Genomic DNA, 13,435 nt, shown 5'->3' with positions numbered 1-13,435 from the left:
CGACACAAACCTCGCAGTCCACGGCGAGCCGCGCAGGTCAGCGGTTCAGGGCAGCACGCAGCTCAGCGGCACGTTGAGCGATCCGGTCACGGCGCTCGGTAGTCAACGGAAGGTCGACCAGAGCGGTCGCCTGCAGGTGTCCCAGCCCGAGCTGTTCCCGCAGCCGGCGTACGGCGGTTGCCCGGTCGGCGGAGCTCTTCAGCACCTCGGCAACCTCGTCCCGGCGTTCGAACGCGGCCAGGACACCGTCGTAGATCTCCAGTTGCGTGTACGCCGACCGATCCGGCTCCTCCACGGTCGCCGTGGTGCCCTTTTCGCTGCCGCCGATCACCTGCCGCCAGAGCGCGGGAACGGTCATCCGGGCGCGGGTGTAGCGCCGGGGCAGCGGCTGTGCATAGGTCATGGTCATGGTCGGCTCCTGTTCTCGTGGGTGGGATCAGTCGGGCACGGGCCGCGAGTACGGTTCGCGCGGCGGGCACTTCTTGCCGGGGGTGGTCAGCGCCTCGAAGTGCCAGGGTTCGTTGTCGTACCGGCGGCAGATGCCGTAGCGATAGCCATTCCGGTTCAGCCACTGCATGGCGGCGGCCGGGCCGATGTCCACGGCCTTGCCGTGCACGTGGGCGGAGTACTTGGGCGGCAGCACCCACCGCGTGGCCGCCGTGTACGAGCCGTACTTCTTGATCGCCTCGTTCAGCAGCCGCTGCTGCTTGGCGGCGCTCCGGCGACCGGAGGTGATCCGCAGGGTGACGCCGTCGGCCTTCGCGGCGGCCATTGCCTTCTTCAGCCGGGACTTCAGCGTCGGCGACAGCCCGTCGATGCTCTCCTCGTCGTACGACGGCTTGTCCGAAGTCTTCGTCGGCTGCTTCGTCGGTTCCTTCGTCGGCTTCCTGGTGGGCTTCCTGGTGGGCGTCTTCGTCGGCGTGGGCACCGCAGTGGTGGGCGGCGGCTCGGAGATCGCGGGCGCGTTCACGCTCGAGACGACCGGCTCCTTGTCCGCGGCCAGCCCGAACAACTCCCCGACCTGCCCGTGCCAGAGCACCAGCGACCCCACCGCCAGCACCACCACGCCAAAACCCGTCACGGACAGCCACCGCGTCCGCACCGAGCCGGTCCGCCGTCGCAGCTGGTGGTTCCTCATGGGGTACAGCCTCTCGGATCTGGGCGGCGGCCACATCGGCCCCAGGGACCGTCATCAAGACCCGGAAGTAGGCCCTGAGTATCAAATCGGACGCTCAGCCTCCTCCGAAAGTTGGAGAGCGGCCCGTCCGGGCAGATGAAGCTTCGGCAAACTCGGTCTGACTACGCTGGGCGACGTGTGGAGTGTCTGGCGTCGGTTGCCGCAGGTGCAGCAGGATTTGCTGCTCGCTGCGGTCGTCGGCGTGGTCTGGTTCGGGGCGCTGAGTCTGATCAACGACAGCGGCCTGCGCCCGCAGAACCCGATGGTCTCGGTGGTGACCGGCGTCTTCCTGGTCGGCACGGTCGCGTTCGGCCGGCGGACGCCGCGCACGATGCTGGTGATCGTCTCGGTGCTCTACCCGATCCTGTACGCCGCGGTCGGCACCGGCCTCGCGGCGCAGCTCGGACTGACGATCTTCGGCCAGCCCGAGATCAGTGACGCCGCGCTGCAGTCCGAGATCCACCTGGTCCCGCTGCTCGTCGTCGGCTACCTGGCCGCGTCCCACGGCGTACGGCGGTTCACCTGCCTGTTCTTCACCATGGGCAGCCTGGCCGGACTGATGATCGGCCTGCCGACCGTGGTCGCGATCGTGCTGGGTCATGCGAACCGGGCGATCATGTACGGCGACCGGTACCGGAACCTGCCCAGCGACCTGCCCAGCCTCTACAACTACATCGACGTCTCGCTGTTCGTGTTCGCCGAGGCGCTGATCTGCGGCATGGTGCTGCTCGGCGCGGACGCCCGCCGGCGGCGCAAGAGCGTCGCCCTGCTGGAGCAGCGGAACGCCGAACTGGTCCGGCTTCGCGCGGTCGAGGCCGAGCGGGCGGCGGTCGCCGAACGGACCCGGATCGCCCGCGACCTGCACGACGTGATCTCCCACCATGTCAGCGCGGTCGTGATCCGGGCTCAGGCCGCCGACCGGGTGGCCGACCAGCGACCAGAGGTCCTGCGCGAGGCGATCCGCTGGATCATTGCCAGCGGCAAGGAAGCGCTGACCGCGATGCGGGAGACGGTCCGGGTGCTCAACACCGCCTCGCCGGGCGCCGCGGAAACCTCTCCGGGCTCCGGTGGCGGGACCACGCCGGTGCCCGACCTGGCCGACGTCGCGCGGATGGGCGATCGGCTGAAGGCGGTCGGCATCGACGTGACCATGGACCTGCCGTCGCGGCAGCGGCAACTGACCTCGGCCACCGATCTGACCGCCGTACGGATCATCCAGGAGGCGCTCACCAACGTGATGGTGCACGCGAAGGCGAGCGCGGCTCGGGTCACCTGGCAGAGTGGACCGCAGGGCGAGCTCCTGACCATCGACGACAACGGCAGCGGCGGGCCACCGCCGGTGAACGTACTGGAGACCGCCCGGCGGAGCGAGAGCGGGCGCGGCAACGGGCTGATCGGGATGCGGGAACGGGCGACGGCGGTCGGCGGCACACTGGCCGTCGCGGCCGGCCCACTGGGTGGATGGAGGGTGCAGGTATGGCTGCCGCCGCAGAGGTGACCGACGAGATCAAGGTGCTGGTCGCGGACGACCAGGGCGTGATCAGGATGGGCCTGGCGATGATCCTCGATCACGAACCGGACCTGACCACGATCGCCCAGGCCGAGAACGGCGAAGAGGCGCTCCGGCTGGTCGACCAGTACGACCCGGACGTCGTCCTGATGGACATCCGGATGCCGGTGATGGACGGGCTGGTCGCGACCGAGCGGATCACCTCGGCCAACAAGGCGGCCGGTCGTTCGCGTCCCGCCGTACTGGTGCTCACGACCTTCGACGACGAGGCGTACGTGCTGAGCGCGGTTCGCGCCGGGGCATCCGGGTTCCTGCTGAAGGACACCGACCCGGACCTGCTGGTCTCGGCGGTACGCGCGGTCCACCGGGGCGACTCGCTGGTCGACCCGGCGTCGACCCGGGTGCTGCTGGAGCGCTGCATGGAGCTCGAACGCCAGGTCGGCACCGGTACGACGGAACACCCGCCGGCCCCACCGGACGCCCGCTGGGCCGGGCTGCTGGCCCACCTGAGCGAACGGGAGCGCGAGATCCTGGTCTGGATGGCCCGAGGCCTCTCCAACCGAGAGCTGGCCACCAAGCTCTTCGTCAGCGAGACCACCGTCAAAACCCACGTCAGCAGCGTCCTCTCCAAGCTCGGCCTGTCCAGTCGGGTCCAGGCGGTCGTGGTCGCCTACGAAGCAGGAGTGGTCCGCCCGGGCGACGCCGAAGTGCGCTGGGAATCCTAGGAGTACAGATAGACCCCGAGCACCGCGGCGACGGCGAGGAAGAGAACGGTCAGCAGCTGGGCTTTCACCGACGCCGTGCGGCGGCGGGGTAGGAAGTCTCCGGTCATGCCTCCATCGTGCGCCGGGAAACGCCGCCGGCCATCGGTCCTCAGAACGGTTCTGCCCTACTACCTGAGGATGAGATGGTTGCCCTCAGCCCCCTACTGTCCGAAGTACTCGGCGCGGACCTTCTTCGGGACGCACATCGTCCAGGCGTCCAGGATCAGTTCGCGCAGCTCGTCGTACTCGAGCGCGTCCAAGCGCACCTGGATCCACTGGTAACGCTCGTCGGACGGGCGCGGGCGGAAGAACTTGTCCGGCTCGGCGGCCAGTGCGGCCTCCCGTTCCTCGCGCGGGAACCCGATGCCGATCGTCTGCTCGTCCGGCGCCACCGACAGGTACACGATCCGTCCGACCCGGAACTTGATCCGGTCCCGGACCAGGACCTCGTAGCTGCGCGGCAGGTCCGCCGTCAGCGCCCGGATATCTGTGAGATCGACCACTGTCCAACGATAGACACTGATCACTGACAATGAATGTCAGTGCTTGATTCCTTCCCCGCCCCACCGCCCCGGTGAATTCCGGCTGTACCTTGGTCTGATGCCCGACGTGGTGAGCGCGGTCGAAGGCGCTGAGGTGGTCTTCCGCCTCAGCGATCCTTCGCATGCCTTCACGGGCGTCAAGCTGTGGCAGGAGCTCGGCATCGCCGCCGAACTGCTCGAGTTCAAGCCGGTCGACTACGGCTGGGAACTGCGACTCCCGAGGCCGTCGGTGCACCGGATGGAGTACCTGTTCGACATCGCCGATGTGGGCATGCAGACCGATCTGACCAACCCCCGAGTGGTTGACGGCGCCTTCGGAGAGCACTCATGGCTGCCGTTGCCCGGGTACGTCGAGCCCGCCTGGATCGCGACGCCGCCGATCCCGTCCACGCTGACGCCGCACTCGATCGGCTCCCCGGTCGGCCCGATCGACGTCCAGATGTGGTCCCCCGAGGGCATCGCCCCGACATTCGAGCTGCCGCTACTGCTCGCCCACGACGGCCCCGAGTTCGCCGCGTACGCCGGCCTGACGCACTACGCCGGCGCGATGGTCGTCGAGGGCACCCTCCCGCCGTTCCGCCTCGCGCTGATCAGGCCCACCTCCCGCAACCTCTGGTACGCCGCCAACCCGCAGTACGCCGAGGCCCTGACGCAGCACGTGCTGCCCGCGATCATGACGCAGTACCGCAGCCGAAGGCCGGTGCTGATGGGTGCCAGCCTCGGCGCGCTCGCGGCGTTGCATGCCGAGTGGCACCATCCCGGCACCTTCGACGGGCTGTTCCTGCAGTCCGGGTCGTTCTTCACGCCGGAGACCGACCCGCAGGAGTCGAAGTTCGAGTTCTACGCCCAGGTCACCGGTTTCGTGAACCAGGTGCTGACGGCAACCACGGCACCGAGTGCGCCGGTGGTCGGGATGACGGCCGGTACGCCGGAGGAGAACGTCCACAACAACCGGGTGATGGCCGCGAAACTGACCGATCTCGGGCTGCGGGTCGAGTACGGCGAAACGCCGGACATGCACAACTTCACAGCCTGGCGTGATGTGCTGGATCCTGATCTCACGGATCTACTGCGAAACGCCTGGAGTGAGGCTGATGGAGCGGGAACAGGTCGAGCTGGAGGCGCCGGGGCTTGACCGGCCCGGCACCGTGATCCGTTACGGCCACTACGGCCGCCCGGTGCTGGTGTTCCCGAGTGAGCAGGGCCGTGCCTGGGACTACGAGAACAACGGCATGGTCGACGCCGTCGCGGACCTGATCGAGGCCGGCCGGGTGAAGCTGTACTGCGTGGACTCCTACGACCACGTCAGCTGGTCGGACCGGAGCATCCAGCTGGAGGACCGGGCCCGGCGGCACGGGCTGTACGAGTCGTGGATCGTCAACCAGGTGGTCCCGGTGATCGGCTCGGACTCCCCCGGTGTCACCGACATCATCACCACCGGCTGCAGCCTGGGCGCGTTCCATGCGCTCAACTTCGCCTTCAAACGGGCCGATCTCTTCCCGGTCGCGATCTGCCAGTCCGGCAACTACGACGCGGCCAGCTGGCACGGCTGGGGTGAACGCGGCGAGGCGACGTACTTCAACAACCCGGCCGACTACCTGCCCAACCTGGACGGCGATCACCTGGAGTGGCTGCGCAGCCGGATCTTCGTGCTGCTCACGGTCGGCCAGGGCGACTGGGAGACGCATCCGACCGGGTCGTTGCCGTCCGCTCGTGCCACGGCCGCCGTACTGGCGAGCAAAGGCATCCCGCATGAGCTGGATCTGTGGGGGTACGACGTAGCGCACGACTGGCCGTGGTGGCAGCGGCAACTCGCCCGCCACCTGCCCCGATTTGTCTAACCGCTCCGACCTTGAGGAGAAGTTGTGGCTGACCGTTCACGGCATTTGATCGGGTTGTTGCTCGGGGCCGAGGAGGACTGGCCACAGGCGTTCGAGGCGCTGCTGCAGCGGGTCGGGCCGGTGACGATCGACGGGACCGAGCACGAGTTCGGGTCCCGGCGGCTGACCATCGAGCCGTTCGACCTGACGGATCCGGTCCGGGTCGGGCTGGTGATCGACCGGCTGGCGTATTGGTACTACCACCCGCGCGAATGGCTGAAGAAGGCCGCGCTGATGAACGGCACCTACCTGCTGAACTCGCCGTTCACGTTCCAGTCGATGGAGAAGCACAGCGCGTACTGCGCGATGCTCCGGCTCGGCCTGAAGATCCCGCGGACCGTGCTGGTGCCGTACAAGAACCCGGTCGACAACGTGCGCTGGGCCTACACGTCGGCGAAGTACAACAAGGGTTTCGACCTGGACGCGATCGCCGAGGACCTCGGCTACCCGCTCTACATGAAGCCGTTCGACGGCGGCGGCTGGCGGGGCGTGTCCCGGATCAACAACAAGGTCGACCTGCACCGGGCCTACGACCAGTCCGGCGAGATGCTGATGCACCTGCAGGCGACGATCGAGTACGACGTGTTCGCCCGGGCGCTGTCGATCGGCGCCGAGACGATGGTGATGGACTTCCGCCCGGACGAGCCGATGCACAACCGGTACGCCGTCTCGCACGACTTCCTCAGCCCGTCCGCCGGTCACCAGGCGGTGGCGATCAGCCGGATCGTGAACGCGTTCTTCGGCTGGGAGTTCAACTCCTGCGAGATGCTGGTCAAGGGCGACTCGGTCCACCCGATCGACTACGCCAACGCCTGCCCGGACGTCGCCGTCACCTCACTGCACTACTACTTCCCGTGGGCGATCAGCGCCCTGGTCAAGTGGTCGGTCTTCTCGCTGGCGACCGGCCGGCGCAGCAGCGTCGACCTGCACACCGAGCGGTACTTCGAGATCGCCGACGACGAGTCCCTCGACTACGACGCCAAGATCGAGGCCTACCTCGGGCTCGCCGACGAATACTTCGAGACCGAGAAGTACCACACGTGGTGCGCGGAGCATCTGGGTGACTTCGACGCCCAGGTGCGCGACTGGGTCGCCGGACCCGACTTCGACCGTCTCCTCCGCGAGACCGTCGTCTCGACGTACCCGGCCGACGAGCAAGAGCAGTTCTTCTCCCACTTCAAGGGCCTGACGAATCTCTGGCTCGCCGACCAGGCAGGCTAGCCGAGCAGCAACCGGGCCGCGGCGGTCAGGATGATGCCCGCGGCGACGGCCACCAGCAGCGGCACTCGCAGGACTGAAAGGATCCCGGCGGTGCCGACACCGGCCAACTGGGTCCAGTCCAGGCGCTTGCCGCCGAGTTCGGTGACGATCAGTCCTGCCAGCAGGACCGGAGCTATCAAGGCCACGACCCGGACCGCTGCCGGCGGCAGCCTGCGTTCACCCATCAGCAGCGGTCCACCGGCTTTCATGAGCCAGTTGACGACGGCGACGGCCAAGGCAGCCAACCACACCTTCACGAGGTCTCCTCTCCGGTCTCCGTCCGCTCGCGATCGGGATCCGCTCCACGTTGCGGAACCAGGCCGATCAGCGCGGCCGCCGTGGCTCCGAGCAGCGCGTAGCCCGGATCCGTCACGAGCAGGAGGGCGGCGGCGGTTCCGGCTCCGAGCAGGGAGGCGGCGAGCGCCCGGCGGGAGCGCCTCACTTCGTCCAGCGCGAGCACCAGGAAGAACGCCGGAAACACAACGTCCAGCCCGAGCCGGTGCATCAGCTCGGCTGACGGAGCGGTCAGTGCGCCGACCGCCGTCCCGAGTACCCAGGTGACCCACTGCGGCAGGCTGGCGCCGATCAGGCGCGACACGTCGTACCGGCCGTCGTTGCGATGAGCAAAGACGAATGATGCGTCCACGAGCGCCTGCGCCTGCAGTGCCCGGGTCAGCCGGCTTCCGTGCAGGCTGTCGTTCAGGGCGACACTCATCACGAGATACCGCCCGTTGATCAACGCTGCCGAGGCGATCGCGGCCGCCACAGTGCCTCCGGACAGTGCGGTCAGCAAAGTGAACTGCGCTGATCCGGAGAAGGCCAGGGCTGAGAACAGAACCGGCAAGCCGACTCCCCAGCCCCGGGCCTCGGCCTCGGCGCCGAAGCTCAGGGCCAGGACAAAACCCGCACCGGCCGGTCCGAGCCCGAGCCGGATGCCCGCGGCGAAGCCGGTCCGGTCGATCGCCGTCATCGCGCTGCTCCGGCCCGATGACGCTGGTAGTGCCTGCGGGCGCGGGCCCGATTGCCGCAGTCCGCCGAGCTGCACCAGCGGCGCGAACCGTTCTTGCTGCGATCCAGGAACAGCCAGCCGCAACCGTCGTCGTCGCACTGCCGCAACCGGTTCAGGTCCTCCTCCTCGAACAGTCGCCAGACGGACAGCCGCACCCGGTCGGCGACGGTGCCGGCGCGCCAGATCAGCGGTCGCGCGCTCACGAGCGAGGCGTCTCGTACGGCGTCCTCGACCAGTTCGCGCAGTACGGCAAGGTCGGCGGCACCAGGCTCCGCACCGACCGCGAGCGGATGCAGCACCGCATAAGCAGTCTCCCGGCAGCGCACCAGCGAATCCCGCAGTTCGGTCCGGCCTTGTCGGCCCGACGGTTCCAGTCCGGTGGCCGTCAACCACTTCCTCAGGTTGACCGGATCCGCAAGGCGGTCGACCCGCCGTCCATCGTCCAACCGCCAGGCCACAGTGTTGACCAGGTCGAGCGCGAGATGTCCCCCGACGAGCTCAGGCCGATAGTCCACGTCCACCTCCCATCTAACACCCAAACTGCATCATGAGTTGTTAGGCGCCTGATGCGCAACTCCCGCGTCTGTCTAGGCTGGACCCCGTGCGTGATGTGGATGTCCGGTCGTGGTGGCGCCGGCTGGAGTTGGACGGGTTGGTGGATGTGCATGTCCACTTCCTGCCCGACCAGGTGATGAACGCGGTCTGGGCGTACTTCGACCAGGCGTCGCAGCACTACGGGACGGCGTGGCCGATCAACTACCGGACGTCGGTCGAGGAGCGGCTGAAGACCCTCGAGGCGTTGGGAGTGCGGGCATTTCCGGCGCTGGTCTACCCGCACAAACCGGGGATGGCCGCCTGGCTCAACGAGTGGGCGCGCGACTTCGCCGAAGCGACGCCCGGGTGTGTGCCGAGTGGCACGTTCTACCCGGAGCCCGGGGCCGGGGACTATGTCCGGGAGGCCCTGGAGCAGGGCACGCGGATCTTCAAGGTCCACCTGCAGGTGGGCGACTATGACCCGCGCTCCGGCGGGCTCGACGACGTGTGGGGTCAGCTCGCGGAGGCCGCCGTACCGGTGGTGGTGCACTGCGGGTCGGGCCCGATCCCCGGCCGGCACACGGGTCCCGGTCCGTTCGGTGAGGTACTACGGAAGCACCCCCGACTGACCGCGGTCATCGCCCACCTGGGGATGCCCGAGTATGCCGAGCACCTGGCGATGACGTCGTACCCGAATGTCCACCTGGACACGACAATGGCCCTCACCCCGTTCACCGAGGCGCTGATGCCCTTTCCTCGCTCGCTGACCTCCCGCCTCGCCGACCTGCAGGACCGCATCGTCCTCGGCTCGGACTTCCCGAACATCCCCTACGAGTACGCCGTACAACTCGAGGCCCTGGAGTCCCTCGACCTCGGCGACGACTGGCTCCGCGCCGTGTGCCGGGAAAACGGCGCCCGTCTACTCAACCTGTAACCGCTGTTGCTGAGGCTGTTCCAACGTTGTAACGTCTGAGCGCCCGGTCTTCTTCGGCTCATGGGAGTGCTTGATGACTCAACCCCGCCCTGAACATCCGCGTCCGCAGTTCGTCCGGCCGGAGTGGGTGAACTTGAACGGTGAGTGGCAGTTCGAGATCGATCAGGCGGACTCCGGGCTCGAGCGCGGGGTGCGGGACCGCGAGTTGCGGCAGCGGATCGTCGTACCGTTCGCGCCGGAGTCTCAGTTGTCCGGGATCGGGAACGTCGACTTCCTCGAGGCGGTCTGGTACCGGACCACCGTGACGATCCCGGCCGAGTGGTCCGGCAAGGACGCGGTGCTGCACTTCCAGGCCGTCGACCAGGATGCGACCGTCTGGGTCAACGGTGTCGAGGTCGTCCGGCATCGCGGCGGTTTCACGCCGTTCAGTGCGAACCTGAAGAACGTGGCCGGGCCAGGTGAGGAGGCGCTGATCGTGGTCCGCGCCCGCGACACCCGCCACGGCGTCCAGGCCCGCGGAAAGCAGACGACGAACTACTTCAACAGCGGCTGCCACTACACCCGGACGACCGGCATCTGGCAGACCGTCTGGCTGGAGGCGGTGCCGACAGTTCACCTGAACAGGCCGCGCATCACCCCGGACGTGGCCGGCTCCAGCTTCCACCTCGAGGCACCGGTGTCGGCGAACAAGCCGGGCTGGAAGGTCCGCGCGATCCTGAAGGACGGGGATGGCGAGGTCACCCGGGCCGAGGTTCGCGCCGACCTCGACCTGGCCCCGCGCCTCACTCTCCAGGTCCCGGCCGGCCGGGTCCGGCTCTGGGACACCACCGATCCGCACCTGTACGACGTACGCCTCGAGCTGATCGATGCCGAAGGCAACATTATTGACGGCGTCGACAGCTACGCGGGACTGCGGTCGGTGTCGATCAACGGGCAGGCGATCCTGATCAACGGCAAGCACGTGTTCCAGCGGCTGGTGCTGGACCAGGGCTATTGGCCGGAGAGTTTGATGACCGCGCCGTCCGAGGAGGCTCTGGTCGCGGATATCGAGCTGAGCCTGGCCGCCGGTTTCAACGGAGCGCGGCTGCACCAGAAGGTGTTCGAGGAGCGGTTCCTGTACCACGCGGACCGGCTCGGGTACCTGGTCTGGGGCGAGTTCGGCGACTGGGGCTCGGGCGTCGGTGACACCGGCAACGACAACCAGCAGCCGGCGGCGAACTTCGTCACCCAGTGGCTGGAAGCGGTCGAACGGGACTACAGCCACCCGAGCATCATCGGCTGGTGCCCACTGAACGAGACACACCAGTTGCTGCACGACCGGATCACCCAGCTCGACGACGTCACCCGGGCGATGTTCCTGGCGACGAAGGCCGCGGACACGACACGCCCGGTCCTCGACGCGTCCGGGTACTCGCACCGGGTGCCGGAGACCGACGTCTGGGACTCGCACAACTACGAGCAGGATCCGGCCGAGTTCGCCAAGCAGATGGCCGGCCTGGTGGACGGAGCGCCGTACGGGAACACCGGTGGGCCCGAGCAGCGGCCGATCTCCCAGCCGTACGCCGGTCAGCCGTACTTCTGCAGTGAGTTCGGCGGGATCTGGTGGAACCCCGAAGCGGCCGCGGCGTCGGCGGGCAACAACACCAACGAGTCGTGGGGTTACGGCCAGCGCGTCAAGGACGAGGAGGCGTTCTACGTCCGGTTCGCCGGGCTGGTCGACGTACTGCTCGACAACCCGCTGATGTTCGGTTACTGCTACACGCAGCTCACCGACGTGTTCCAGGAGGAGAACGGCATCTACCGCTTCGACCGCGGCGCGAAACTCGACGTACCGCGGATCAAGGCCGTCCAGACCAGGCCGGCCGCCTACGAGAAGGACTGAATCGCCAGACTGCCCGCGGCGACCAGGACCCACAGGATCGCTCCGAGGAGGAGCGGCCGGGGTCCTGTGTCGCGCAGCTCCTTCGGCCGAAGCGACAACCCGATCGCGACCAGAGCGGACGTGATCAGAACCGTGCCGATCAGGCTCAGAGCAGGCAGCCAGCCCAGCGGAACCAGACCGGCGGTACGCAGGCCCGCCGCCACCAGGAAGCCGATCAGGAAGAGCGGGACCAGCTTCCGCCAAGGCAGCCGTTTCGAGGAACCCGAGGAGCGGGACTTCAGCACAACGAGCACGAGCACGATCGGTACCAGCATCAGGGAGCGGGTCAGCTTGACCACGAGCGCCTGGTCACCGGCCTGCTGACTGTAGGCGTAACCGGCCGCGACGACCGAGGATGTGTCGTTGATCGCCGTACCCGCCCACAGGCCGAAGGCTTCCGGGCTGAGGCCGAGCAGGTGCCCGAGCGGCGGGAACGTGAGTACGGCGACCACGTTGAAGGTGAAGATCGTCGCCAGCGCGTAGGCGACCGAGGAGCGTTTGGGGTTGATCGCCGCCGTGGTCGCCGCGATCGCCGAGGCGCCGCAGATCGCCGTACCGACGCCGATCAAGGTCTGGGTGTCACCGCGGACTCCGAGCAGCCGGCCGAACACCCAGGCTCCACCGAGTGCAATCGCCAATGTTCCCAGCATCACCGGCAACGACGAGCCGCCGACACGGGCGACCTGCTGCAGAGACAGACCAGTCCCCAGTACGACGATCGACAGCTGCAACAAGCCCTTGGCGGCGAGGGTGTACCCGGGCCGGCATCGGTCAGAGCGCAGCGCCGGCACGAACAGCCCGGCCAGCACACCCAGCACGATTCCGAAGACCGGCCCGCCGACCAGTGGCACGAGCCGACCCAGGGGAACCGCCGCGGCGGTCAAAGCGAGTACGACGGCCAACCCGGGCGCCCGCCGGAGAGCCGCCCGGAGCGCGGAGCCAACGCGGCCGTGATGGATCACGGTGGTCGAGGCGATTGGCCTAACCTCGACCTGCACCATCAGACCGGCTCCTCCAGCTCGAAATGTACGCACATTTAAGCTAAGAGATGACCGGACATTTGGCAACCCCGGCACCCGACGAAGGCATGGACCCAGATGACCGAGCGCAGGCTCGACCGCTCCAGCGGCCAGCCGCTCTGGAAGCAACTGCAGCAGGACCTGGTCCGGCGACTGCGGGGCGGGGAGTTCGACGAGGTCTTCCCCGGCGAGCTCGCCCTGGTCGAGGACTACCAGGTCAGTCGGCACACGGTTCGGCAGGCGCTCACCAAGCTGCGCGCGGACGGTCTGATCGTGGCCGAACGCGGCCGCCAGCCGCGCGTGGCCACGGCACCGGAGATCCGGCAGCCGATGGGCGCGCTCTACAGCCTGTTCTCGTCGGTCGAGGCCTCCGGACTGACGCAGCACAGCGTCGTACGGGCGTTGGACATCCGGGCCGACGGTGTCATCGCGGCCCGTCTCGACCTGGAGGAGTCCATCCCGCTGCTCTACCTCGAGCGTCTCCGCTTCGCCGGCGACGAACCGCTGGCCCTGGACCGTGTCTGGCTGCCCGCCTCACTCGCGGAACCGCTCCTGGACGCCGACTTCACCCACACCAGCCTCTACAACGAACTGGCCGCCCGTACCGGCCTCCGCCTCGACCACGGCCGCGAGGACATCCGTGCCGTCGTACCCACACCGGCCGAACGCGCACTCCTCCGCTGCCCGCCGGAAGCCGCCGCCTTCTCCATCAACCGCCGGGGCACCTCCCACAACAACCCGGTCGAGTGGCGGCACACGCTGGTCCGCGGCGACCGCTTCGCCCTCTCCGCCGAGTTTTCCGCCAACACCGGCTACCGGCTGACGACCGGCGCGGTGACTCACGCCGGCGCCTGACCCAACGGAGCAGGTCTGATACTGGGGACC

Annotated in this window: 15 protein-coding genes; 8 read left to right on the top strand and 7 right to left on the bottom strand. The window is 68.1% G+C overall.

Features of this window, described 5'->3' with window-relative positions; translation table 11 throughout:
• Window positions 1–37 precede the first annotated feature (37 nt).
• Complete coding sequence (locus AB0F43_RS11220) at window positions 38–409, bottom strand: hypothetical protein (protein WP_360473814.1); 372 nt, start codon at window positions 407–409, stop codon at window positions 38–40.
• Window positions 410–436: 27 nt separating this feature from the next.
• Window positions 437–1,138 (bottom strand): M15 family metallopeptidase, encoded by a 702-nt coding sequence (locus tag AB0F43_RS11215; RefSeq protein WP_360473812.1) that lies wholly within the window; start codon window positions 1,136–1,138, stop codon window positions 437–439.
• Window positions 1,139–1,313: 175 nt separating this feature from the next.
• On the opposite strand from AB0F43_RS11215, the gene AB0F43_RS11210 reads away from it, so the two are divergent.
• Both AB0F43_RS11210 and AB0F43_RS11205 read left to right on the top strand, forming a co-directional pair.
• Window positions 1,314–2,675: a histidine kinase gene (locus AB0F43_RS11210; RefSeq protein WP_360473810.1), complete on the top strand. Its 1,362-nt coding sequence runs from the start codon at window positions 1,314–1,316 to the stop codon at window positions 2,673–2,675.
• On the top strand, window positions 2,672–3,412 hold the full coding sequence (locus AB0F43_RS11205) for a response regulator transcription factor (protein WP_360474510.1): 741 nt from the start codon (window positions 2,672–2,674) through the stop codon (window positions 3,410–3,412). Before AB0F43_RS11210 ends, AB0F43_RS11205 begins: the two co-directional genes overlap by 4 nt.
• 200 nt (window positions 3,413–3,612) lie before the next feature.
• Here the strand turns inward: AB0F43_RS11205 and AB0F43_RS11200 are convergent, their stop codons facing one another.
• Entirely contained in the window at window positions 3,613–3,954 is a 342-nt protein-coding gene (locus AB0F43_RS11200) for an MmcQ/YjbR family DNA-binding protein (RefSeq protein WP_360473808.1), read from the bottom strand.
• A 97-nt stretch (window positions 3,955–4,051) separates the two neighbouring features.
• On the opposite strand from AB0F43_RS11200, the gene AB0F43_RS11195 reads away from it, so the two are divergent.
• The 3 genes from AB0F43_RS11195 to AB0F43_RS11185 are packed head-to-tail and all read left to right on the top strand — an operon-like array spanning window position 4,052 to window position 7,094.
• Window positions 4,052–5,128 (top strand): alpha/beta hydrolase-fold protein, encoded by a 1,077-nt coding sequence (locus tag AB0F43_RS11195; protein ID WP_360473806.1) that lies wholly within the window; start codon window positions 4,052–4,054, stop codon window positions 5,126–5,128.
• Window positions 5,088–5,834 (top strand): alpha/beta hydrolase-fold protein, encoded by a 747-nt coding sequence (locus AB0F43_RS11190; RefSeq protein ID WP_360473804.1) that lies wholly within the window; start codon window positions 5,088–5,090, stop codon window positions 5,832–5,834. Before AB0F43_RS11195 ends, AB0F43_RS11190 begins: the two co-directional genes overlap by 41 nt.
• A 24-nt stretch (window positions 5,835–5,858) precedes the next feature.
• Window positions 5,859–7,094, top strand: a complete 1,236-nt coding sequence (locus tag AB0F43_RS11185) for a hypothetical protein (protein WP_360473802.1) — start codon at window positions 5,859–5,861, stop codon at window positions 7,092–7,094.
• Here the strand turns inward: AB0F43_RS11185 and AB0F43_RS11180 are convergent.
• The 3 genes from AB0F43_RS11180 to AB0F43_RS11170 are packed head-to-tail and all read right to left on the bottom strand — an operon-like array spanning window position 7,091 to window position 8,657.
• On the bottom strand, window positions 7,091–7,390 hold the full coding sequence (locus AB0F43_RS11180; protein ID WP_360473800.1) for an AzlD domain-containing protein: 300 nt from the start codon (window positions 7,388–7,390) through the stop codon (window positions 7,091–7,093). The two genes, AB0F43_RS11185 and AB0F43_RS11180, sit on opposite strands and share 4 nt — an antisense overlap.
• Window positions 7,387–8,103 (bottom strand): AzlC family ABC transporter permease, encoded by a 717-nt coding sequence (locus AB0F43_RS11175; RefSeq protein ID WP_360473798.1) that lies wholly within the window; start codon window positions 8,101–8,103, stop codon window positions 7,387–7,389. The genes AB0F43_RS11180 and AB0F43_RS11175 overlap by 4 nt, the downstream gene beginning before the upstream one ends.
• A complete protein-coding gene (locus AB0F43_RS11170) occupies window positions 8,100–8,657 on the bottom strand; it encodes a CGNR zinc finger domain-containing protein (protein WP_360473796.1) in 558 nt (185 codons plus the stop codon). Before AB0F43_RS11170 ends, AB0F43_RS11175 begins: the two co-directional genes overlap by 4 nt.
• An 86-nt stretch (window positions 8,658–8,743) precedes the next feature.
• On the opposite strand from AB0F43_RS11170, the gene AB0F43_RS11165 reads away from it, so the two are divergent.
• Window positions 8,744–9,610: an amidohydrolase family protein gene (locus tag AB0F43_RS11165; protein ID WP_360473794.1), complete on the top strand. Its 867-nt coding sequence runs from the start codon at window positions 8,744–8,746 to the stop codon at window positions 9,608–9,610.
• 73 nt (window positions 9,611–9,683) lie between these two features.
• The gene (locus AB0F43_RS11160; RefSeq protein ID WP_360473792.1) at window positions 9,684–11,492 is read left to right on the top strand and encodes a sugar-binding domain-containing protein; all 1,809 of its coding nucleotides are present in this window, start codon (window positions 9,684–9,686) and stop codon (window positions 11,490–11,492) included.
• Here AB0F43_RS11160 and AB0F43_RS11155 read toward each other — a convergent pair.
• A complete protein-coding gene (locus tag AB0F43_RS11155) occupies window positions 11,477–12,532 on the bottom strand; it encodes a putative sulfate exporter family transporter (RefSeq protein WP_360473790.1) in 1,056 nt (351 codons plus the stop codon). The genes AB0F43_RS11160 and AB0F43_RS11155 overlap by 16 nt on opposite strands.
• Window positions 12,533–12,628: 96 nt before the next feature.
• On the opposite strand from AB0F43_RS11155, the gene AB0F43_RS11150 reads away from it, so the two are divergent.
• Window positions 12,629–13,405 (top strand): GntR family transcriptional regulator, encoded by a 777-nt coding sequence (locus tag AB0F43_RS11150; protein ID WP_360473789.1) that lies wholly within the window; start codon window positions 12,629–12,631, stop codon window positions 13,403–13,405.
• The last annotated feature ends 30 nt before the right edge of the window (window positions 13,406–13,435 follow it).

Origin of the sequence: Kribbella sp. NPDC023972, from assembly GCF_040639075.1 — a bacterium.
Lineage (GTDB): Bacteria > Actinomycetota > Actinomycetes > Propionibacteriales > Kribbellaceae > Kribbella.
This window is presented reverse-complemented; position numbering and strand designations above follow the sequence as displayed.